Annotated in this window: 19 protein-coding genes and 1 pseudogene; 4 read left to right on the top strand and 16 right to left on the bottom strand. The window is 71.0% G+C overall.

What is annotated here, in order from left to right; all coding sequences use genetic code 11:
* Positions 1-8: 8 nt before the first annotated feature.
* The 3 genes from MTAB308_RS04800 to MTAB308_RS04790 form a co-directional block, all read right to left on the bottom strand.
* On the bottom strand, positions 9-251 hold the full coding sequence (locus MTAB308_RS04800) for an RNA-binding protein (protein WP_029114920.1): 243 nt from the start codon (positions 249-251) through the stop codon (positions 9-11).
* A 6-nt stretch (positions 252-257) separates the two neighbouring features.
* The gene (gene rpsP, locus MTAB308_RS04795; RefSeq protein ID WP_077098339.1) at positions 258-785 is read right to left on the bottom strand and encodes a 30S ribosomal protein S16; all 528 of its coding nucleotides are present in this window, start codon (positions 783-785) and stop codon (positions 258-260) included.
* Between the two features lie 160 nt (positions 786-945).
* Positions 946-1,365, bottom strand: coding sequence for a nuclear transport factor 2 family protein (locus MTAB308_RS04790; protein ID WP_077098337.1), 420 nt, complete (start codon positions 1,363-1,365; stop codon positions 946-948).
* Between the two features lie 170 nt (positions 1,366-1,535).
* Here MTAB308_RS04790 and MTAB308_RS04785 point away from each other — a divergent pair, with 170 nt between their 5' ends.
* Positions 1,536-1,793 carry a hypothetical protein gene (locus tag MTAB308_RS04785; protein WP_077098335.1) on the top strand — a complete coding sequence of 86 codons (258 nt, stop codon included), beginning with the start codon at positions 1,536-1,538 and terminating at the stop codon, positions 1,791-1,793.
* Between the two features lie 101 nt (positions 1,794-1,894).
* Positions 1,895-2,773, top strand: a complete 879-nt coding sequence (locus MTAB308_RS04780; protein ID WP_077098332.1) for a D-alanyl-D-alanine carboxypeptidase family protein — start codon at positions 1,895-1,897, stop codon at positions 2,771-2,773.
* Positions 2,774-2,786: 13 nt separating this feature from the next.
* Here MTAB308_RS04780 and MTAB308_RS04775 read toward each other — a convergent pair whose 3' ends face one another.
* From MTAB308_RS04775 to ffh, 6 genes and pseudogenes are all read right to left on the bottom strand, one after another.
* Positions 2,787-3,380, bottom strand: a complete 594-nt coding sequence (locus tag MTAB308_RS04775) for a TetR/AcrR family transcriptional regulator (RefSeq protein ID WP_077098330.1) — start codon at positions 3,378-3,380, stop codon at positions 2,787-2,789.
* Between the two features lies 1 nt (position 3,381).
* Positions 3,382-5,187 carry an N-acyl-D-amino-acid deacylase family protein gene (locus MTAB308_RS04770; RefSeq protein WP_077098328.1) on the bottom strand — a complete coding sequence of 602 codons (1,806 nt, stop codon included), beginning with the start codon at positions 5,185-5,187 and terminating at the stop codon, positions 3,382-3,384.
* 98 nt (positions 5,188-5,285) lie between these two features.
* A complete protein-coding gene (locus tag MTAB308_RS04765; protein WP_077098326.1) occupies positions 5,286-6,428 on the bottom strand; it encodes a serine/threonine-protein kinase in 1,143 nt (380 codons plus the stop codon).
* Between the two features lie 38 nt (positions 6,429-6,466).
* On the bottom strand, positions 6,467-7,543 hold the full coding sequence (locus MTAB308_RS04760) for a metal-dependent hydrolase family protein (protein ID WP_108637200.1): 1,077 nt from the start codon (positions 7,541-7,543) through the stop codon (positions 6,467-6,469).
* Between the two features lie 13 nt (positions 7,544-7,556).
* A pseudogene (locus tag MTAB308_RS30565) lies at positions 7,557-7,721 on the bottom strand (hypothetical protein); the annotation flags it as partial.
* Positions 7,718-9,286, bottom strand: a complete 1,569-nt coding sequence (gene ffh / locus MTAB308_RS04750) for a signal recognition particle protein (protein WP_077098322.1) — start codon at positions 9,284-9,286, stop codon at positions 7,718-7,720. The pseudogene MTAB308_RS30565 and the gene ffh, both read right to left, overlap by 4 nt.
* A gap of 146 nt (positions 9,287-9,432) precedes the next feature.
* On the opposite strand from ffh, the gene MTAB308_RS04745 reads away from it, so the two are divergent.
* Positions 9,433-10,230: an alpha/beta hydrolase gene (locus MTAB308_RS04745; RefSeq protein ID WP_077098320.1), complete on the top strand. Its 798-nt coding sequence runs from the start codon at positions 9,433-9,435 to the stop codon at positions 10,228-10,230.
* Between the two features lie 126 nt (positions 10,231-10,356).
* Positions 10,357-12,069: a DEAD/DEAH box helicase gene (locus MTAB308_RS04740; RefSeq protein ID WP_077098318.1), complete on the top strand. Its 1,713-nt coding sequence runs from the start codon at positions 10,357-10,359 to the stop codon at positions 12,067-12,069.
* Between the two features lie 100 nt (positions 12,070-12,169).
* Here the strand turns inward: MTAB308_RS04740 and MTAB308_RS04735 are convergent, their stop codons facing one another.
* The 7 genes from MTAB308_RS04735 to MTAB308_RS04705 all read right to left on the bottom strand — a co-directional run bounded on the left by MTAB308_RS04735 (position 12,170) and on the right by MTAB308_RS04705 (position 22,492).
* Positions 12,170-14,614, bottom strand: coding sequence for a [protein-PII] uridylyltransferase (locus MTAB308_RS04735; RefSeq protein ID WP_077098316.1), 2,445 nt, complete (start codon positions 14,612-14,614; stop codon positions 12,170-12,172).
* 45 nt (positions 14,615-14,659) lie between these two features.
* Positions 14,660-14,998: a nitrogen regulatory protein P-II gene (glnB, locus tag MTAB308_RS04730; RefSeq protein ID WP_066909426.1), complete on the bottom strand. Its 339-nt coding sequence runs from the start codon at positions 14,996-14,998 to the stop codon at positions 14,660-14,662.
* Positions 14,995-16,383 carry an ammonium transporter gene (locus MTAB308_RS04725; protein WP_077098914.1) on the bottom strand — a complete coding sequence of 463 codons (1,389 nt, stop codon included), beginning with the start codon at positions 16,381-16,383 and terminating at the stop codon, positions 14,995-14,997. The genes glnB and MTAB308_RS04725 overlap by 4 nt, the downstream gene beginning before the upstream one ends.
* A gap of 187 nt (positions 16,384-16,570) precedes the next feature.
* Positions 16,571-17,887, bottom strand: coding sequence for a signal recognition particle-docking protein FtsY (gene ftsY, locus MTAB308_RS04720; protein ID WP_077098314.1), 1,317 nt, complete (start codon positions 17,885-17,887; stop codon positions 16,571-16,573).
* Positions 17,888-18,063: 176 nt separating this feature from the next.
* Positions 18,064-21,663 carry a chromosome segregation protein SMC gene (gene smc / locus MTAB308_RS04715; RefSeq protein WP_077098312.1) on the bottom strand — a complete coding sequence of 1,200 codons (3,600 nt, stop codon included), beginning with the start codon at positions 21,661-21,663 and terminating at the stop codon, positions 18,064-18,066.
* Positions 21,664-21,798: 135 nt separating this feature from the next.
* Positions 21,799-22,092, bottom strand: coding sequence for an acylphosphatase (locus MTAB308_RS04710; protein ID WP_077098310.1), 294 nt, complete (start codon positions 22,090-22,092; stop codon positions 21,799-21,801).
* A complete protein-coding gene (locus MTAB308_RS04705) occupies positions 22,079-22,492 on the bottom strand; it encodes an OsmC family protein (RefSeq protein WP_077098308.1) in 414 nt (137 codons plus the stop codon). Before MTAB308_RS04705 ends, MTAB308_RS04710 begins: the two co-directional genes overlap by 14 nt.
* Between the last annotated feature and the right edge of the window lie 17 nt (positions 22,493-22,509).

Raw genomic sequence — 22,509 nt, 5'->3', positions numbered from 1 at the left:
GCGCTCCGCTACTGGTCGGTGTCCACCACGTCGACGCGGATGCCGCGGCCACCGATTCCGGCGACCAGTGTGCGCAACGCGGTCGCGGTGCGTCCGCCGCGACCGATCACCTTGCCGAGGTCGTCGGGGTGGACGTGCACCTCAACGGTGCGCCCACGCCGATTGGTCACCATGTCCACCCGGACATCGTCGGGATTGTCGACGATCCCGCGGACCAGGTGCTCGACTGCGTCAACGACGACCGTGCTCACCGCGGGTCAGCTTTCCGCGGCGGGCTCGGCGGGCTCGGACGGCGCGTCGGCCTCGGCTGGCGCGTCGTCCGCCGGCGGAGCCGCCTCGGCCACCGGCGCGTCGGCGGGCCCCTGCGACGGTTCGGCGGCCTTGGCGGCCTTCTTGGCGGGCGCCTTCTTCTTCGGCTTCGCGGCCTCGGTGGTGGGGGCGCCGTCGGCCTCGGCCAGCGCGGCGTTGAACAGCTCCAGCTTGCTGGGCTTGGGCGGGGCGGTCTTCAGGCTGCCCTCGGCGCCCGGCAGCCCTTTGAACTTCTGCCAGTCACCGGTGATCTTCAGCAGCTTGAGGACCGGCTCGGTCGGCTGGGCGCCCACCGAAAGCCAGTACTGGGCGCGCTCGGAGTTGATCTCGATCAGGCTCGGCTCTTCCTTCGGGTGGTAGCGGCCGATGACCTCGATCGAGCGGCCGTCGCGGCGGGTGCGCGCGTCGGCGACGGCGATGCGGTACTGGGGATTGCGGATTTTTCCAAGCCGGGTGAGCTTGATCTTCACAGCCATGGTTAAGCGACTTCTCCTGTGGTGTCACGCTGCAATTCAGCGACTCGGGCGGGATGCCCGGATCCGGTTTTGCCTCGCGTGTCTGACCACCGGGCGGCCGTGACCGCGCGGTGGACAGCCGCCCATTGTGCCAGAACGCGGCGGCCGGGCGGAAATTCGCCTACATCACCTTCTGGTAGACCTTCGTTTCCACCCGCCTGGCCATTCGCCAGCCCTCCGAGGTGCGCACGAACTCGTCGTCATACCAGAGCCCGCAGAACAGAACTTGATCCTTGTCGCCGCCAAGCACCATCGGGTTGAAGCAGATCACCCGCGACGAGGCCTTGTCCCCGTCGACGCGCACCGAGAAGTTCCCCAGCATGTGCGCGTAGACCGGGAAGTTCGGCAGCACCTCCGACAGCCACTTCTTGACCTCCGGATAGCGACCCTCGATTCCCCCCAGGGCCGTGTAATCGATGTACGCGTCCTCGGTGAAGACCTTGTCAAGATCGTCGAATCGGCGGTTGTCGATCGCGGTGGAGTAGTCCACCAGCAGCTGCTGGATCTCTAGGCGGTCGGATATTTCGGCCAGGCTCAACATGCCTCGATTCAACACCGCGACGCATCCACGGTTGGGATCGGTAGCCGTGCGTGCGGTGTGCACTTGGCGCAGGAGCGGCAGCAACGAAGGAGCACGACATGAACTCCACGCGGCGAGTTTCGCGTTTTCCCAGGACAGCGGCACCGACGCGGGGGAATAATGCCACGGGTATGAAGGCAATGATCGCGGGATTAGCAACCGCGTTGCTGATGTACGCGGGCGCGGGGCTGGCCGCGCCGTCCGCCCAGGCGGATCCGTGCCCGGCCGGCAAGTCCTGCCAGCACTGGTGCCCCGGCGACGTCCTGCCGGCGGGCCGGCCGGTCCCGTGGGACGGCAACGTCTGCCACGACTACTTCTGGGACTACTACGGCGTGCACGACATCGGCGACGGGAAGTTCTACTCCTGGCGCGACATGCCCTGGCACTAGTCCATGGTGGCGCCCCGGCGCGCCCGGCACACCGCGCTCGCGATCGCCACTAGTCCTATGGTGGCGGCCCGGCGCAAGCTCGGAAGTTAAACTATGGGCCCATGCGCAAGCTCATGGCCGCGGCCGCCGTGCTCGTGGCCGTCGCTTCCGGCGCCACCGTCGGAGTGATGCCCGCGTGGGCCGACAGCACGCAGCCGATCGGCTCGGTGCCCATCCCGGAGGGCCCGGCCCAGACCTGGATCGTCGCCGACCTCGACAGCGGTCAGGTGCTGGCGGGGCGCGACCAGAACGTGGTCCACCCGCCCGCGAGCACCATCAAGGTGCTGTTGGCGCTGGTGGCGCTGGACCAGGTGAGCCTGGACTCGACCGTCGTCGCCGACGCCGCCGACACCGAGGTGGAGTGCAACTGCGTCGGCATCAAGCCGGGCCGCACCTACACCGCGCGCCAACTGCTGGACGCCCTGCTCTTGGTCTCGGGCAACGACGCCGCCAACACGCTCGCGCACCTGCTGGGCGGGGCCGACGCGACGGTCGCCAAGATGAACGCCAAAGCCGCGTCGCTGGGCGCGACCAGCACCCATGCGGCGACCCCGTCGGGTCTGGACGGGCCGGGCGGCTCCGGGGCCTCCACGGCGCACGACCTGGCCGTCATCTTCCGGGCCGCCATCGCCAACCCGGTGTTCGCCCAGATCACCGCCGAGCCGTCGGCGACATTCCCCGGCGATCACGGCGACGAGCCGATCGTCAACCAGGACGAGCTGCTAGCGCGCTACCCCGGCGCCATCGGCGGCAAGACCGGCTTCACCGACGCCGCGCGCAAGACCTTCGTCGGCGCCGCCGCGCGCGGTGGCCGCCGGTTGGTGATCGCGATGATGTACGGGCTGGTGAAACCGGGCGGGCCGTCGTATTGGGATCAGGCCGCCAGCCTGTTCGACTGGGGTTTCGCCCTCAACCCCGAGACGGGCGTGGGTTCGCTGTAGCCACGCGCGGAAATTATTGGGGCAGCGCCGCGGTCAGCAGCGCCGTGAGAACCCCGATCCGCTGCTCCGCGATCGCCGGCTGCGGCAGCACGCCCTCCACCACCGCGGCGCCGTCGAACACATTCGTCATCAGCGCCACGACGACGGGGAAGGTTTCCTCCGGGAAGCCCTCGGCGCCGGGCAGGGCCCGGGCGGCCTCGACGATCTTGGCGGAGTACTGGCCGAGCTCGTGTCGCAAAGTCTCCCTGAGCTTTTCGTCGGTGCGCGCGGCGATCAGCAGCTCGTAGACGACCGCGTTGGTGGGGCCGCTGGTGATGTCGCGGAGTATCGCCAGCGCGGCCTCGAGGGCCGGCCCGTCGGCCGGTATTTCGGCGACCCCTTTGGTGAAGGACTCCAGCTGACGGCGCAACACCTCGGATGCGGTGGCCGCCATGAAATCGCCCATGGTCTCGAAGTGGCGGAACAGGGCGCCGACGGACACCCCGGCGCGCTTGGTGATCACGGCGGCCGAGGCCCGGGCGTAGCCGACCTCGACGATGGTGTCGATGCAGGCGTCGATGAGCCGCGCGACGGTCTCCTCCCGCCGCTGCTGCTGGGTCCTGGCCATGTCAGACCCCGACTTTTTGGGCGCTCGAGGCCGCGTGCCGCACACCGGCCCGCAGGTAGCGCCCGGACTTCACGGATTGGCCGTAGCCGTCGCGGAATCGGCCCTTGCCGAAGACGACGGACCCGCCCACGCCGGTCGCGATGACGGCGTCGTCGTTGCGGTTGACCATGCGGCGCAGGCCGCCGTAGAACGGCACCGCTTCCTCGTGATAGCCGTCCACCGCCTCGGTGAGCCCGGCCGGGTCGATCACGACGAAGTCGGCCCGGTCGCCCTGGCGCAGTGTGCCGGCGTCGATGCCGAACCACTCGGCCAGCTCGCCGGTCAGGCGATGCACCGCCCGCTCGGTGGACATGAACGGCGCGCCCGCCCGCTGGGCATCGCGGGTCCGCTTGAGCATCTTCAGACCGAAGTTGTAGAACGCCATGTTGCGCAGGTGCGCGCCGGCGTCGGAGAAGCCCATGTGGATGCTCGGCTCGTTGGCGAGCTTGTCGAGTTGCTTGGGCCGGTGGTTGGCCACCACCGTCGTCCACCGGACGTTGCGCTCGCCGTTCTCGACGAGCACGTCGAGGAACGCGTCCAGCGGGTGCAGCCCGCGCTCGTCGGCGATCGCGCCGAAGCTCTTGCCGATCAACGAGGCGTCGGGGCATTCGACGATGACGGCGTCGTGGAAGTCGCGGTGCCACAACGACGGTCCGAGCTTGATGCGGTCGAACTCGCGGCGGAACTTGCGGCGGTATTCCTCGTCGGCCAGCAGCTCGTTGCGTTCCAGCTGGTCGCGCAGGTGCAGCGCCGCCGTCCCGGCGCCGAACTCCTCGAAGACCGGCAGGTCGATCCCGTCGGAATACAGCTCGAACGGCACCGGCAGATGCTGGAATCGCACGGCCGAGCCCAGCACCTTGTTCAGCATGCGGGTGCCGAACCCGAACGTGTGCACGGCGAACGGCATCGACTTGGAGTCCGCGGACACCAGCATGCTCATGCGAACTCCCTTGCCGCGACCGAAGATTCGGCTGCTGGTCAAAAAGAACATCAGCGCCGACACCGGGCTCTCCACATTGGGGGCGCTTTGCAGCATCCGCCCGCGCTTGCGCAGCACCTTGATCAGCCTGCGCCGTTCCCGCCAGGTGGCGAAGGTCGACGGCAGCGCGCGCGACCGGAAGCGGTCGCCGTCGAGCTTGTCGATGGCCGCGTCCATGCCGGACATGCCGAGCATCCCGGCGTCCAGCGCCTCCTCCAGCAGCGTCGCCATCTTTTCCAGTTCGGCGTCGGTGGGGCGGACGGTGGCGTCGGTGGCGCGGTCGAGGCCCAGCACCGCGGTCCGCAGGTCCGAATGACCAAGCAAGGAGCCGACGTTCGGTCCGAGCGGCAGGGCGTCGATGGCCTTGACGTAGCCCGCGGCCGTCGACCACGTCTTGTTGGAGTTCAGGGCGCCGTGCACGAATTCGCGGGGCACCGCCTCGACGCGACTGAACAGGTCGGCCGCATCCTCGGAGTCGGCGTAGACCGTCGACAACGAGCAGTTGCCCAGCAGCACCGTGGTGACGCCGTGGCGCACCGACTCCCGCAGCCCGGGGTCCAGCAGCACCTCGGCGTCGTAGTGGGTGTGCACGTCGATGAAACCGGGCAGGACCCACTTGCCGGCCGCGTCGATCACCTCGGGGCAACCGCTCTCGTCCAGCGCGGTGGCCGACACCGTGGCCACCACGCCGTCGCGGATGCCGAGCGTGCGGGTCTGCGGCGCGCCGCCGGTGCCGTCGAACCACAGCCCGTCGCGAATGATCACGTCGTAGGTCACGGTCTCCTCCATCGTTGTCGAGTTGCCACGAACCGTAACATAGATAGCAAGCACTCGCAATCTTTTCTGGAAACTCGGCGCTCCCCTGAGAACGTGCACGAAAGCGGGGGTTAGCGGGACGGCCCCGGCGGCCCGCTGGTCGGCGATGCGGGGTCGACCGGGGCGGGCGCGGCCGGCGCGGTCGTCGTCGGGCGCCCGGCCGGGGCGACGGTCGCGTCGGTCCTGCGGCCGATGACGAAGCCGGCCGCGAGCATGGCCGCGACGAGCAGCACCGCGACCGCGCCCACCGCGCGCCGGCGCGTCCAGCGCCTGCGGGGTGCGGCCCCCGCCGGATCCCGCTGATCCGCCGCTGTCGGCCCGGAACCCGCGGCCGGGTTTTCCCGGCGAGGGGCCGACGATACGGCCGGCGGCCGCCTGCGCGCGGCGCGGGAGGCGTACGCCGGAAACTCGGCCACGAGGACGGCTTCGGGACCGCGACCGCCGCCGGGCACGCCCGCCCGTTCGTTCGCCGCCGCCGCGAACTCGCGGCAGCTCCCGAACCGGCCGTCAGCGCCGCTGGCGAGCGCCCGGGCGAACACGCCGTCGAGGCGCGCCAGTTCCGGCCGTTGTTCGCTGATCCGGGGCGGTGCGCCGTCGGGTGGCGGCGGCGCCCCGGTCAGCAGGTGAAACGCGGTCGCGGCCAGCGCGTACTGGTCGGCGCGCGCGTCGACGCCGGCGCCCAGCAGCTGCTCGGGCGCGACGTAGCCGACCGTGCCGGGGCGGCGGACCACCCCGAAGTCCGTCAGCAAAGTGCGTCGCTCGCCCTCATCCCGACCCGTCAGCAGCACGTTGGCGGGTTTGACGTCGCGATGCAGCAGCCCGCGGTCATGGGCGTAGTCCAGGGCGCCGGCGAGGGCGGTCACGATGGCGAGCACCTCGCCCGCCGGGGCGACCGCCGGGAAGCGATCGGCGATCAGCCGCGCCGCGGTGATCCCCTCGACGTACTCCATCGCGACATAGAGCTGACCGTCGAACTCGCCGCGATCGCGCGCCTCGACGATGTTCGGGTGCGAAAGGCGCGACGCGACAAAGACCTCGTCGGTGAACTGGCGGCGGAAGTCGTCGTCGTCCGACAGCTCCGGCGACAGCACCTTCAACGCCTGCCAGCGCGACGCCCGCGGATCCTGGGCAAGGTACACCGTGCCAGTCGGTCCAGAACCCAGCCTCCGCGCGACCAGGTAACCGGCGAAGGTCGCGCCGCTGGCCAACGCCATTCGAAGGATCCTATCCGCGATCGCGACGCCGTGGGCGCCTATCCGTGGGGCCGAAAGGCCTTGCCCCGCAATATCACCAGGTCGGGCCGGTTCAGGACACCCGGACCCTGTCGTGGGTCCTCGGCGTAGCACAACAGGTCGGCCGACGCCCCGTATTCCAGGCCGGGCCGGCCCAGCCAGCGGCGGGCGTCCCAGCACGCCGCGCCCAGCGCCTCGGTCGGGCTCATCCCGAGGCCCTTGAGGGCCTCGACCTCGTCCGCGATCCGCCCGTGCGCGATCATGCTGCCCGCGTCGCTGCCGGCGTACACCGGCACGCCCGCCTCGCGCGCCGCGGCCGTCCGCGCGAGGCAGCGGGCGTGCAGGTCGCGCATGTGCGCGGCGTAGGCGGGGTAGCGCCCCGCGGATTCCGCGATGCCCGGGAAGTTCTCCAGGGTGTTGATCAGCGTCGGAACCAGCGCGGTCCGATGCTCGACCATCAGCGCGATCGTGTCGTCGGTGAGGCCGGTGCCGTGCTCGATGCAGTCGATGCCGGCGTTGATCAGGCCGGGCAGGGCGGCCTCGCTGAAGACGTGCGCGGTGACGCGCGCGCCGTGCTCGTGTGCGGTCGCGATCGCGGCCTTGAGCACGTCGTCGGACCACAGCGGGGCCAGGTCACCGACGCCGCGGTCGATCCAGTCGCCGACCAGCTTGATCCAGCCGTCGCCGCGCTTCGCCTCCCGGGCCACCGCCTCCGGCAGCTGGGATTCGTCCTCGAGCTCGACGGCGAAGCCCCGCGAATAGCGCTTGGGCCTGGCCAGGTGCTTTCCCGCGCGGATGATGCGGGGCAGATCGTCGCGGTCGTCGAGGCTGCGGGTGTCGGTCGGGGCTCCGCAGTCGCGCAGCAGCAGCGCGCCGGCATCGCGCTCGGCCTCGGCCTGGCCGATCGCGTCCTCGAGCGGGATCTCGCCGTCGTCGCCGAGCCCGACGTGGCAGTGCGCGTCGACCAGCCCGGGCAGCACCCAACCGCCGTCGAAGACGGTGTCGGCGCCGGCGAGGGGTTCGGTGCTGATGCGGCCGTCGACGATCCACAGCTGCAGCTCGGTCTCGTCGGGCAGGCCCCGACCCCGCACGTGCATCCGCACGGCGCGGCTACGTCTGATGGTGACGACCCGCTTCGCCCGGCTCCGCCGCGCTCGCGATCGTCACGTTCTGATGGTGACGACCCGCTTCGCCCGGCTCCGCCGCGCTCGCGATCGTCACGTTCTGATGGTGACGACCCGCTTCGCCCGGCTCCGCCGCGCTCGCGATCGTCACGACCTCTTGCCCGGGTTGCCGGGGAACTTCAGCTTGGACAGGTCGAAGTCGGCCAGCCCCGGCGGCAGCTCGTTGAGGCCTTCGGGCATCTGCGACAGGTCGGGGAACCCGGCCGGCATGCCCGGCATGCCCTGCATGAGCGGGTTCCTGACCTTCGGCGGCGTCGGCCCGCGCCCGCCCTTCTTGCCTTTCTTGCCCTTTGCCCCCTTGGCCTTTCGGGTCGCCGACTTGCGGCCCAGCCCGGGGATGCCCATGCCGCCGAGCATCGACGACATCATCTTGCGGGCTTCGAAGAAGCGGTCGACCAGCTGGTTGACCTCCGACACCGTCACCCCCGAGCCGTTGGCGATGCGCAGCCGCCGCGACGCGTTGATGATCTTCGGGTCGGCCCGCTCTTGGGGCGTCATGCCGCGGATAATGGCCTGCAGCCGGTCGAGCTGCTTGTCGTCGACCTCGGCGAGGGCGTCCTTCATCTGGCCCGCGCCGGGCAGCATGCCCAGCAGGTTGCCGATGGGGCCCATCTTGCGGATGGCGAGCATCTGCTCGAGGAAGTCCTCCAGCGTGAGCTCGCCGCTGCCGATCTTGGCGGCGGCCTCCTCGGCGCGCTGCGCGTCGAAGACCTGCTCGGCCTGCTCGATCAGGGTCAGCACGTCGCCCATGCCCAGGATGCGGCTGGCCATCCGGTCCGGGTGGAAGACGTCGAAGTCCTCCAGCTTCTCGCCGCTGGCCGCGAAAAGGATTGGCACGCCGGTCACCTCGCGGACCGACAGCGCGGCGCCGCCGCGGGCGTCCCCGTCGAGCTTGGTCAGCACCACGCCGGTGAATCCGACGCCCTCGCGGAACGCCTCGGCGGTGGTGACGGCGTCCTGGCCGATCATCGCGTCGAGGACGAACAACACCTCGTCGGGGTCGACGGCGTCGCGGATGGCCGCGGCCTGGGCCATCAGCTCGTCGTCGATGCCCAGCCGGCCAGCGGTGTCCACGATGACGACGTCGAAGTGCTTGGCCCGGGCCTCCGCCAGCCCGGCCGCCGCGACGGCGACGGGATCGCCGGGGCCGGACTCGGGCGAGGCGCCGGGATGCGGCGCGAACACCGGTACCCCGGCGCGTTCGCCGACCACCTGCAGCTGGTTGACCGCGGCGGGCCGCTGCAGGTCGCAGGCCACCAGGAGCGGCGTGTGTCCCTGGCCGCGCAGCCACGCGGCCAACTTGCCGGCCAGCGACGTCTTGCCGGAACCCTGCAGGCCGGCCAGCATGATGACGGTCGGAGGCGACTTCGCGAACGCCAGCTGGCGGGTTTCCCCACCCAGGATGCCGATGAGTTCCTCGTTGACGATCTTGACGACCTGTTGCGCAGGGTTGAGGGCGCCCGAGACCTCGGCGCCCTTCGCGCGTTCCTTGATCCGGCCGACGAACGCCCGCACCACGGGCAGGGAGACGTCGGCTTCCAGCAGGGCCAGCCGGATTTCGCGGGTGGTCGCCTCGATATCGGCGTCGGTCAGTCGACCCTTGCCGCGCAGCCCCGAAAGGGCACCGGTCAATCGGTCGGACAGGGATTCAAACACCCCGTCAGCCTAGTGGAGCGGGGCGAGCCGAACTCACGCGCGAGTGTGCGCCTGGCCGCACCCCCACCGCCGGAGGTGCGGCGGGCCGCATGCTCGCCGCGACGAGGGGATTGACGGGGCGAGCGCAGCAAACAAAAGTCAGGCTCATGCTCGAGGTGATCGACAAGGGGTCCTGCAGCGACGCGCACCCGGTGCCGCTGCTGTTCGTGCACGGCGGCTGGCACGGCGCATGGTGCTGGGACGAGCACTTCCTGGATTTCTTCGCCGACGCGGGTTATCGCGCGGTCGCAATGAGCCTGCGCGGGCACGGCACCAGCCCCACGGACAAGCCGCTGCCGAGGGTTTCCATCGCCGACTACATCGACGACATCCGGTCGGTGGCCGACGACCTGGGCGGCTCGCCGGTGCTGATAGGCCACTCCCTGGGCGGCTACACGATCCAGCGCTACCTCGAAGACCGAACGGCGCCGGCCGCCGTGCTGGTCGGCTCCCTCCCGCCGTCGGGCGTGCTCGGCGCGGCGCTGCGGGTCTGGCGCCGGCGCCCGTGGATGACCGTGCACTCGTTCAACGACCCCACCCTGGTCAGGTTCCTCCGGACGTCGGCGCTGGCCCGCGAATATCTCTTCTGCGCGGACACGCCCGAGGTCGTCGTGCAATCCTGCTGGCACCGCGCCGGGCCCGAGAGCATCCGCGCGGCGATGACCGAACCGATGTTCCGCCGGGTCGACACCGAGCGGGTGCGTACCCCGATGCTGGTCCTCGGCGCCGTGCACGACGGCTTCGTCAGCGTCCGCGCGGTGCGCGCCACCGCGCGCGCCTACCGGACCGAGCCGGAATTCTTCGACATGGGCCACAACATGATGCTCGAACCGGGATGGGCCGACGTCGCCCGACGAATTCACACGTGGCTTCAATCCCGCGACCTGGTGAGCCACGCCGTCTAGCTCGCGTCGCTGCTGCGCCGAAAAGCGTTGGCATGCTACATTTCACACCCGCCACCGGCCGCGTCGACGCTGTCGCGGACACGAAGACGCCACGCGCGCAGAGTATCAACGAGGGGGACTGTGTCGATGCGGTTGGGCAGCGACACCGGCCTGCCGCTGCGCGGCTGGCAGCGCAGAGCGCTGGTGCGCTACCTCGCCGCCCAGCCGCGCGATTTCCTGGCCGTCGCCACCCCCGGCTCCGGGAAGACGACGTTTGCGCTTCGGGTCGCCGCCGAACTGCTCGGCCAGCGCGCCGTCGAGCAGCTCACCGTCGTCGTGCCCACCGAGCACCTCAAGATCCAGTGGGCGCTGGCCGCGGAGCGGCACGGGTTGGCCCTGGACCCGAAATTCTCCAACACCAACCCCCAGACGTCGCCGGAGTTTCACGGCGTCATGGTGACCTATGCCCAGGTCGCCGCGCACCCGACGCTGCACCGGGTGCGCACCGAACAGCGCAAGACGCTGGTCGTCTTCGACGAGATCCATCACGGGGGCGACGCGAAGACCTGGGGCGAGGCGATCCGCGAGGCGTTTGGCGATGCCACTCGGCGACTCGCCTTGACGGGCACGCCGTTTCGCAGCGACGACAGTCCCATCCCGTTCGTCGATTACGCGGCGGGCACGGACGGGGTGTTGAAGTCGCGGGCCGACCACACCTACGGCTACGCCGAGGCGCTGGCCGACGGTGTGGTCCGGCCGGTGGTGTTCCTCGCCTACTCGGGCGAGGCGCGCTGGCGCGACAGCGCGGGCGAGGAGCACGCCGCCCGATTGGGCGAGCCGTTGACGGCCGAACACACCGCGCGGGCATGGCGTACCGCGCTCGACCCGGCCGGCGAGTGGATGCCCGCGGTGATCGCCGCCGCCGACGAGCGGCTGCGCCAGAAGCGAGCCCACGTGCCCGACGCCGGCGGCATGATCATCGCCTCCGACCGCACCGCGGCGCGCGCGTACGCCGCGCTGCTGAGGAGGCTCACCGGGGAGGTGCCCGCGGTGGTGCTGTCCGACGATCCGGGATCGTCGGCCCGGATCAGCGAATTCGCCGCGGGCACCAGCCGGTGGCTGGTCGCGGTGCGCATGGTCTCCGAGGGCGTCGACGTGCCGCGGCTGTCGGTCGGGATCTACGCGACCAGCGCCTCGACGCCGCTGTTCTTCGCCCAGGCCATCGGCCGGTTCGTGCGCTCGCGCCGGGCGGGCGAAACCGCGAGCATCTTCCTGCCGTCGGTGCCCAACCTGCTGCAGCTCGCCAGCGAGCTGGAGGCCCAGCGCAATCACGTGCTCGGCCAACCGCACCGCGAGGCCGATGACGATCCTCTCGACGGCGATCCGGCGACCAGGCGGCGGACCGAAAAGACCGAAACCGACCAGGGTTTCACCTCGCTGGGCGCCGACGCCGAGCTGGATCAGGTCATCTTCGACGGATCCTCCTTCGGCACCGCGGCGCCGGCGGGCAGCGAGGAGGAGGCCGACTACCTCGGCATCCCGGGGCTGCTCGACGCCGAACAAATGCGCGCCCTGCTGCACCAACGCCAGGACGAGCAGCTCAAGAGGCGGGCCGCCTCCGGCGATGAACCGCCGGCGGCTCGGCTTTCCATGCACGGACAACTCCGCGACCTGCGCCGCGAGCTGAACACCCTCGTCTCGGCGACCCACCACCGCACCGGCAAACCGCACGGGTGGATTCACAACGAGCTGCGCCGCCGCTGCGGGGGACCCCCGATCGCCGCGGCGACGCGCGAGCAGATCCAGGCCCGCATCGAGGCCCTGCGACAGCTGAATTCCGAGCAGTCCCGGCCCGGCTGATCCGATGGCGGCGACCCATCCCCCAGCTCCGCGGGGGTGCCCCCAGCGCCCGGTCCCCCGCAAGCGGGAGGTGCCCCCAGCGCCGCGCTTGCGATCGCCGCTAGCCGAACGCCACCTCCGCCTGCCCGCCCAACACGTCGAGCAGGTGCTTGTCCACCGCGGCGCGCGCATCGTCCATTGCCTCCACGCAGAACACGTCGGCCGCCGTCGACCCGAAGGTGTTGACCTTCGCCCACCCGATGTCGACCCCGGCGCGCTCCAATGCCCGGGCCAGCAGCGCGAGCAGGCCCGGCCGGTCCGTGGCGCGCACCTCGACCACCAGGTGGCCGTCGGCGGCGGGGTCGAGCCACACGATCCGCGGCGGGGCCGTCGAACGCGTCACGGGCACGCCGGCCTGCACCTCCCCCGCCCGCGCGGCACCCGGGCCGGTCGCCTCGCTGTCGCGCTTCTCCAGCGCGGCCATCACGTCGATGTCGCCCGCCAGGGCGCCGACGAATTGCTGCCGCAACAGCTCCGGGGCGGCCGGGGAACCGAAGTGCGGTGATACCACGAACTCGGTGATCGCGACGCCCTCGTAGCTGTTCACCGTCGCCGAGTGGACCCCCAGGGAGTTCAGCGCCAGCACGGCCGCGGCCTTGGAGACCAGGCCCCGCTGGTCCGGGGCGACCATGACGACCTGATACATGCGCGCGCTGTCGCCCGGGGTGATCTCCACGTGCACCCCGTGATCGGCGGCCAGCGAAAGATAGTGCGGCGCCGCCGGATCGGCCTGCGGCAGCGGCTCACCGGCCATCACCAGCCGGCAGCGGCGCACCAGGTCCTCGATCAGCGACGCCTTCCAGTCGCTCCACACGCCGGGGCCGGTCGCCTTGGAATCCGCCTCGGTCAGCGCGCGCAGCACCTCGAGCAGCAGCGGATCCCCGCCCAGGGCCTCCGACACGCCCTCGATGGTTTTCGGGTCGTTGAGGTCGCTGCGGGTGGCCACCACCGGCAGCAGCAGGTGGTGGCGGACCAGCTTGGACAGGAACGCGGCGTCGTTGGGCGCGACCCCGAGCCTGGCGCCCATCTCGATGGCCATCTGCGCGCCGAGCACGCTGTGGTCGACTCCCCTGCCCTTGCCGATGTCGTGCAGCAGCGCGCCCAGCGCCAGCAGGTCCGGTCGCGCCACCCGGGTGGCCAGCGCGGCGGCGTTGACGGCGGTCTCGACGACGTGCCGGTCCACCGTCCACTTGTGCGCGACGTCGCGGGGCGGAAGGTCGCGGATCGCGGCCCATTCCGGCAACAACCGCTCCCACAGCCCGGTGCGGTCGAGCGCCTCGACCGTCGCCACCGCGGTGGGCCCGGCGGAAAGCACGACCAGCAAGTCGTCCAATGCCTCGCGCGGCCAGGGGATGGGCATCTCGGGCGCGCCGGCGGCCAAACGGCTCAGCGTGGCGGCGCCGATGGGCACCCCGGTCTCGGCCGAGGCGGCGGCGACCCGCAGCACCAGCCCGGCGTCGGTTTCGGGCGAGGCGTCGCGGGCGAGCACGATTTCGCCGGCGTACTCGACCACGCCCTCGTCCAGGGGTCGCCGCTTGGGCCGCCGGACCAGGGCCGACACGCCGCGCCGCGGCAGGGCGTTTTCGGCGGTCCGCAACCCGGTTTCGGCGTGGTAGGCGATGGTGCGGCCGGCCCCGGAAAGCTTGCGCGCCAAGTCGAATCGGTCACCGATGTGCAGGGCGGCGCTGATCTCGTCGGCGTACTGGGCCAGCAGCTGATCGCGGCCCCGCCCGGACACCCGGTGCAGCTCGGTGCGCACGTCGAGCAGCGTCAGGTAGGCGTCGTCGAGTGAACCCCCCGGCGTTTCCGGGCGGGCCATGCCGTGGCGGTCGATGAGCTGGGCGACCCCCAGCGCGTCGAGCAGTTGGACGTCGCGGAGGCCGCCGCGGCCGGACTTGAGATCCGGCTCGGCGCGTTGCGCGATCCGGCCGCAGCGCTCCCAGCGGGCCTGGGTGATGTCGACCAGCTCGTTCATCCGAGAGCGAATCGCGCTGCGCCACTGCCTTCTTGCGCCGGCGATCAATTCCTCGGACAGCCGCGCGTCGCCGGCGATGTGGCGAGCATCCAGCATGCCCAGCGCGGCGATCATGTCGGCGTTGGCGACGCCGAGGGCGCCGGAGACGGTGCGCACGCTGTGGTCAAGCCGAACGTTGGCGTCCCACAACGGATACCACAGTTTGTCGGCGACCCCCTGCAGCGCCTCGGCGGGCTTGTCGTCGTGCAGCAACATGAGGTCCAGATCGGAATATGGCAGCAGCTCGTGGCGGCCCAGTCCGCCGATGCCGACGATCGCGAGGCCGCTGCCGTCGGTGATCCCGATCTCATCGGCCTTTGCGGTCAGCCACGACTCGTGCAGATCCAGCCACGCGTGGCGCAGCTCGGCCGCGTGCAGCCCGGAGCCCTCCGATAGCAGCTGACGCCGCGCGGCAGCCAAATCGCTTGCCGCGCGGGCGTTTTCTGTTCCCGCTCCAGATGACCCGGACGGGTCGGGTGGGTCCTGTTTCATACCCTCCCGGCCCGTCCGGCCTGGATCAACAATGTAGGGCTGGGGTCAGAGGGCATCGGTTCCGCGTTCACCCGTGCGCACCCGCACAATGGTTTCCACGGGGCTCACCCAGACCTTGCCGTCACCGATCTTGCCGGTGCGGGCCGCCCGGACGATGCTGTCCACGACCTTGTCGACGATGGAGTCGTCGACGACCACCTCGATCCGCACCTTCGGCACGAAGTCGACCGAATACTCGGCACCGCGGTACACCTCGGTGTGGCCCTTCTGGCGGCCATAGCCCTGGATTTCGCTGACCGTCATCCCCAGGACCCCGGCCTCCTCGAGGCTGGTCTTGACGTCATCGAGGGTGAATGGCTTCACGATCGCCGTGACTAGCTTCATGACTGCTCTGCCTCCACTTTGTCGGCCGCCCGGTCGTCGAGACCGTTACGGTCATCCACGGGAATCCTCGCCGCCGGAAGAACCGATCCCTGCCCGCCGATCACGCCAAAATCGTATCCGCTCTCCGCGTGTTCGGACTCATCGATGCCCGACGATTCTGCCTCGGGGTTCAGGCGCAGCCCGATCGTGTACTTCAGGATCAAGGCCAAGATCAGCGTGACGATGCCGGAGTAGAAGAGGACGGAGAACGCACCGACCGCCTGCCGCTCCAGCTGCGCCCAGCCGCCGCCGTAGAACAACCCCTTCGACACCCCGGTCACGCCGTTGATCGCCGTGCTCTCCGGCGCCGCGAGCAACCCGACCAGCAGCGTGCCCGCCAGACCGCCGACCAGGTGCACCCCGACCACGTCGAGCGAGTCGTCGAAGCCCAGCTTGAACTTCAGGCCGACCGCCAGCGCGCACACCACGCCGGCCACCGCGCCGACCACGATCGCACCCAGGATGTTGACCGACGAGCACGACGGCGTGATGGCAACCAGGCCGGCGACGATGCCCGACGCCGCTCCCAGCGTGGTGGGCTTGCCGTCGCGGATGCGCTCGGTCAGCAGCCACGCGAGCATGGCCGTGGCCGTGGCGACCGTGGTGGTCATGAACGTGCTACCGGCGGAGCCGTTGGAGCTCGTCGCCGATCCGGCGTTGAACCCGAACCAGCCAAACCACAGCAGGCCGGCGCCGAGCATGACGAACGGCAGGTTGTGCGGGCGGAACAGGGTCGTCGGCCAACCCTTGCGCTTGCCCAGCACGATCGCCAGCATCAGGCCGGCCACACCGGAGTTGATATGGACCGCCGTTCCACCCGCGAAGTCGATCGCGTGCAGCTTGTTGTTGATCCAGCCGCCGTGCTCGGACGCGAACCCGTCGGCCGCGAAGACCCAGTGCGCGACCGGGAAGTACACCAGCGTCGCCCACAGCCCGGCGAACACCAGCCACGCGGTGAACTTCAGCCGGTCCGCCACGGCGCCGGAGATCAGGGCGACGGTGATGATCGCGAACATCAGCTGGAAGGCCACGAAGACGGTGGCCGGCATCGTGCCGGCGAGCGGGATATCCACTTGCGCGGTGCCCTTGGACGGATCGGCCTTGACGGCATTCCCGCCGATGAGCTTCGCCAGGCCCCAATAGTCCGTCGGGTTGCCGACGACGCCACCCTTGCTGTCGCCGAACGACATTGAGTAGCCGTACAGCACCCACAGCACCGTGACAATGCCCATCGCGCTGATGCTCATCATGATCATGTTGAGCACGCTTCTGGTCCGGACCATGCCGCCGTAGAAGAAGGCAAGACCCGGCGTCATCAACAGCACGAGCGCGGAACTCGCCAACATCCAGGCGGTATCGCCGGTATCGGGTTGGCCCAATTGCGGGAAACTCACTCGCTTTCACCTCCGGTCGGCATCAGCAGGCCCACAGGCAGCTGCCTGTAGCCTGCGAGAACCATGCTCAATGGTTGTTTCGGCAATGGGGCCGCGATGTTTCGGCGTTATTAACGTCGCGCTCGGCGTGTAAGGGGTTTCAGCCGAGCAGGGCGTCCACGAAGGCGGCGGGTTCGAAGGGCGCGAGATCGTCGGGACCCTCGCCGAGCCCGACCAGCTTCACCGGCACCCCGAGCTCCTGCTGGACGCGGAATACGATGCCGCCCTTGGCCGTTCCGTCCAGCTTGGTGAGCACCGCGCCGGTGATGTCGACGACGTCGGCGAACACCCGGGCCTGGGCCAGCCCGTTCTGCCCGATGGTGGCGTCGAGCACCAGCAACACCTCGTCGACGGCCGCGCGCCGGGTTATCACGCGCTTAACCTTGTCGAGCTCGTCCATCAGCCCGACCTTGGTGTGCAGCCGCCCGGCGGTGTCGACGACCACGACGTCGGCGCCGCAGGCGATGCCCTTGTCGACGGCGTCGAACGCCACCGACGCCGGGTCGGCGCCTTCGGCCCCGCGCACCACCTCCGCGCCGACCCGGGACGCCCAGGTCTGCAGCTGATCGGCCGCCGCGGCCCGGAAGGTGTCGGCCGCGCCGAGTACCACGCGGCGCCCGTCGGCGACCAGCACCCGCGCCAGTTTGCCCACGGTGGTCGTTTTCCCGGTGCCGTTGACGCCGACGACCAGCAGCACCGCCGGGTGGTCGGCGTGCGGCAGCGCGCGGATCGAGCGGTCCATGTCGGGGTGCAACTCGTTGATCAGGACGTCGCGCAGCACCGCCTTGGCGTCGGCCTCGGTGCGCACGTTGCCGCCGGCCAGCCGGCTGCGCAGCTGGGAGATCACCGACTCGGTGACCACCGGGCCCAGGTCGGCGACCAGCAGGGTGTCCTCGACGTCCTGCCAGGATTCTTCGTCGAGGTCGCCGCCCCCGATCAGGCCGAGCATGCTGCGCCCGAGCGCGTTCTGCGACCTGGCGAGCCGGCCGCGGAGCCGCTCCAGCCGGCCTTCGGGCGGGGCGATGGCCTCGATCTCGGCGCCCACGGCGGACTCGGGCGGGGCCGGCGGGGCCTGCGGCGCCGGCGGCGGCGGGGCCGGCGGGGCCTGCGGCGCCGGCGGCGGCGGCGTCTCGGTTTCGGGCAGTTGGACGTCGGAGATGGTGCGCCGCGGCGCGTCGCGCGGAACGGTGGCGTCGTCGCCTACCGCGGGCAGCCCGCCGGTGTCGATCGTCGGTGCGGACTGGCTGAACGTGATGCCCGACGACGCCGTGTAACCCCCGGAGCGGTCGAGCGCGCCCGGCTCCGGCCGGGCGAGGCTGATCCTTCGGCGGCGGTAGCGCACCAGGCCCAGGACCAGCGCGGCGATGACAACCAGGGCTGCGACGACCGCGACGGCGATCCAAAGACCTTGTGACACGGTGACAATCCTTCCAGCCGCGGGTCACCCGGCCGCTCACGGGGCATTGGTGTGCGTCCCGGGCGTCGAGTGTGTCGCCCGGGTGTCGGGTGTGCTTCCTGGGCGGAGAAATCGCCGAAATCCCGCCCTCAGTGCACGCCGAAGACCGTCAGTTCACACTGGAGCGTGATCTAGCCCTAAGACGAGCTCGAGACCAGCTGGTCCACCTGCTGGCCGCGCATCCGCTGGGAGATCACCGCGGTGATGCCGTCACCCTGCATGGTCACGCCGTACAGCGCGTCGGCGACCTCCATCGTGGGCTTCTGGTGGGTGATGATGATGATCTGCGACCGGGCCCGCAGCAGTTCGAACAGGCCGATCAGGCGGCGCAGGTTCGTGTCGTCCAGCGCGGCCTCCACCTCGTCCATGATGTAGAAGGGCGACGGGCGGGCGCGGAAGATCGCCACCAGCATCGCCACCGCCGTCAGCGCCTTCTCGCCGCCGGACAGCAACGACAGCCGGGTGATCTTCTTGCCGGGCGGGCGCGCCTCCACCTCGATGCCGGTGGTGAGCATGTCGTTGGGGTCGGTCAGCCGCAGCCTGCCCTCGCCGCCGGGGAACAGCACGGTGAAGACTTCCCGGAATTCGCGCTCGACGTCGGTGAAGGCGTCGCTGAACACCTGCAGGATGCGGGCATCGACATCGGCGATGACGTCGAGCAGGTCCTTGCGGGCGGCCCTGACGTCCTCGAGCTGGGTGGACAGGAAGTTGTAACGCTCCTCGAGGGCGGCAAACTCTTCGAGCGCCAGCGGATTCACCCTGCCCAGCTCGGCCAGCTCGCGCTCGGCCCGCTTGGCCCGACGCTCCTGGGTCGGCCGGTCGTAGGGAATCGGGGCGGGCGCGTACACCTGCTCGCCGCGCTCGCGGGCCTGGGAGTATTCCGCCATTTCCAGCTCGGTCGGCGGCAGCGCCACCTCCGGGCCGTACTCGGCGATCAGGTCGGTCGGGGCCATGCCGAACTGCTCGAGCACCATCTGCTCGAGCTGCTCGATGCGCATCGCCGCCTGGGCGTTGGCCACCTCGTCGCGGTGCAGGGAATCGGTGAGCTGGGCCACCCGCGCGCCCAGCGCGTGCACCTCTTCGCGCACCGCCGCCATCGCCGCCGAACGCTCCTGGCGTTCGGCGATCAGCGCGTCGCGCATGGCCGATGCCGCGGCGACCACCCGGTCCAACCGCGCCGCCAGCAGCCGCCCGGCGTCGGCAACCGCGGCGGCCACGGCGGCCGCGCGCAGCCGCGCCTCGCGCGCCTGCTGGGCCCGCAGCCGCGCCTCGCGCTCGGCGGCCGCCGCCCGGCGCAACGACTCCGCCCGCCCGCGCACCGCGTTGGCGCGCTCCTCCGCGGTCCGCACCGCCAGCCGGGCCTCCACCTCCACACCGCGGGCGTTTTCGGCGGCCGCGGCGATCTGGTGCCGGTCGACGGGTTCGGCCGCCTGCACGTGCTGGGTCTCCTGGGCGTTGCGCAGCCGGGTCTCCAGCTCGGTGACCTCGTCGACGGTCTGCGCGCGACCCGTTTCGAGCTCCGCGCGCTGGCGCAGCAACCCGTTCCACTCCTCCTCGGCGGCGCGGGCCTCCTGGCCCAGGCGGCCCAGCTGCTCGTACATCGCCGAGATCGCGGTGTCGGATTCGTTGAGGGCGGCCAGCGCCTGCTCGGCGGAATCCTGGCGGGAGGTCTGCTCGGTCAGCGCGCCGGACAGCGCCGCGGTCAGCTGCGCCACCTGCGCTTCGGCGGCGGCCAGCTCGGCGCCGGCCTTGTCGATCTCCGACGTCAGCTCCAGCGTGGACAGCTTGCGGTCGGAGCCACCGCTGACCCAGCCGGCGCCCACCAGGTCGCCGTCGAGCGTCACCGCGCGCAGCTGCGGGCGCGCCGCCACCAGGTCCAGCGCGTCGCCGAGCGCGTTGACCACCGCGACGCCCGACAGCATGGCGGTCATCGCCCCGCGCAGCCGCGCGGGCGCCTCGACCAGGTCGAGCGCCCACACCGCGCCGTCGGGCAGCGGGACGGCGGGCCCGGGCTGCTCGGCCGGCCAGTCGCCCAGCACCAGGGCCGCGCGGCCCGCGTCGGCCTGCTTGAGGGCGGCGACCGCCGAACGGGCCGCGCCGAAGCTTTCCGCGGCCAGCGCGTCGGCCGCCGAGCCGAGCACCGCGGCCAGGGCCGCCTCGTAGCCGGACCGGACCCGCACCAGCTTGGCGATTGGGCCGAAAAGCCCGGCGCCGGAAAGGTTTTGCGTGAGCCACGCCGCGCCGTCCTTGCGCTCCAGCCCCACCGAGAGCGCGTCGATGCGGGCGCGCAGCGAAGCCACCTGCCGTTCGGCGCCGCGCTCGGCGGCCTGCAGTTCGGCGACGCGTTCGTCGGCGAGCCGCAGCGCGGCGACGGTCCGCTCGTGGTGCTCGTCGAGGCCCACCTCGCCCTGGTCGAGTTCGCCGACGCGGGCCTGCACGGTCTCGAATTCGGCCCGGGTCTGCTGGGCGCGGTTGGCGGCCTGTTCGATGCGCTCGGACAGCCGCGCGACGCTGTCGTCGATCGATTCGACGCGCGCCCGCATGGTCTCCACCTGGCCGGCCAGCCGCGCCAGGCCCTCGCGCCGGTCCGCCTCGGCTCGGACCGCCGCCAGGTGGGCCCGGTCGGCCTCGGCGGCCTCGCGCTCGCGCTCGGCCAGTTCGGCGCGCGCGGCGTCCAGGCGGGTGCGCGCGCCGGCCAGCTCGGCCAGCAGCCGCTGCTCGGTCACCTCGACCTGCTGGGCCTCGGCTTCCAGCGCGTCCGGGTCGGTGTCGCCGGTGGCCACCGGCTCGGGGTCCAGGTGCTGGGCGCGTTCGCTGGCGATGCGCACGGTGGCGCTTACCCGCTCGGCCAGCGCGGACAGCCCGAACCAGGTGTGCTGGACCGATTCGGCCCGCACCGAGAGCTCGGCGAGCGCGGCCTCGTGCGCCGTGAGCTCCTCGGATGCCACCGCGAGGCGGGCGGCGGCCTCGTCGTGGTCGCGGCGCATGATCGCCTCGGCCTCGAAGATCGCGTCGCGCTCGGTCTGCCGGCTGACCAGGTCGTCGGCGGCCAGCCGCAACCGGGCGTCGCGCAGGTCGGCCTGGATGGTCTGCGCGCGCCGGGCCACCTCGGCTTGGCGGCCCAGCGGCTTGAGCTGGCGGCGCAGCTCGGTGGTCAGGTCGGAGAGCCGGGCCAGGTTCGCCTGCATCGCGTCGAGCTTGCGCAGGGCCTTCTCCTTGCGCTTGCGGTGCTTGAGCACGCCGGCGGCCTCTTCGATGAAGGCGCGGCGGTCCTCGGGCCGCGACTGCAGGATCTCGTCGAGCTTGCCCTGCCCCACGATGACGTGCATCTCGCGGCCGATCCCGGAGTCGCTCAGCAGCTCCTGGACGTCCATCAAACGGCAACTGCTGCCGTTGATTTCGTATTCGCTGGCGCCATCGCGGAACATCCGTCGCGTGATCGAGACCTCGGAGTACTCGATGGGCAGCGCGTTGTCGGAGTTGTCGATGGTGACCGTGACCTCGGCGCGGCCCAGCGGCGCCCGCGACGAGGTGCCGGCGAAGATGACGTCCTCCATCTTTCCGCCGCGCAGCGTCTTGGCCCCCTGCTCCCCCATCACCCAGGCCAGGGCGTCGACGACGTTGGACTTGCCCGAGCCATTGGGGCCGACGACCGCGGTGATGCCCGGTTCGAAGCGCAGAGTCGTCGGCGAAGCGAAGGACTTGAAGCCCTTCAGCGTCAGACTCTTGAGGTACACGGCGAGCCAGACTACCGCTCAAATCGCGCGAGCCGCCGTCACCGAGCGGGTGTCGACGCGCTCGAAATACGCCCGGCGTTTACCGGCTCGACACACTGGTCACATTGGCCGCATCAGTCACTGCGCTGGTTGCTTTCAGCGCTCGACGAAACCGTCGAACTGCTGTTGCGGTGCCGACCATTCGGCGACGACCTTGTCGACGCGACCCGGCCGGGAGGGCCACGCCGCGCCGCCTTCCAGCAGCTGCAGCAGTTTCTCGCCGGCCGCGCGCGGACCCTGGGCCACCACCAGCACCCGGCCGTCGGCCTGGTTGGCCGCGAACCCGGTGAGCCCCAACTCGAGCGCGCGGCACCGCGTCCACCAGCGAAAGCCCACCCCCTGGACGCTGCCGTGCACCCAGGCGGTGAGCCGGACGTCAGGATCCGGCATCGGCGACCTCGAAGTTGACGGTCGTACCCGACTTCAGCGTGCGCCCGACGGTGCAGACCAGGTCGACCGCCCGGTTGGCGACCACGAGCACGCGTTGCTTCTCCTCCTCGGACAAGCCGGACAGATCCAGCTCGAGCGTCTCCTCGAGCAGCGGATACCGTTCCTGCTCGCGGTCGGCGGGCCCGGACACCGTGATCACCGCCGTGTAGTCGTCACCGAGGCGGCGGGCCAGCGGCTCGTCGGTGGACATGCCGCTGCACGCGGCCAGCGCGATCTTGAGCAGCTCGCCCGGGGTGAACACGCCCTCGACGTCCTCGGAGCCCACCAGCACCTGCGCGCCGCGCGAGCTGTACCCGGTGTAGCGGCGCGATCCGGTGCGTTCGACCCACAGTTGCGTCATGGCTTCTTTTCTACCGG

The organism is Mycobacterium terramassiliense (genome assembly GCF_900157385.1).
Classification (GTDB): domain Bacteria; phylum Actinomycetota; class Actinomycetes; order Mycobacteriales; family Mycobacteriaceae; genus Mycobacterium; species Mycobacterium terramassiliense.
This window is presented reverse-complemented; position numbering and strand designations above follow the sequence as displayed.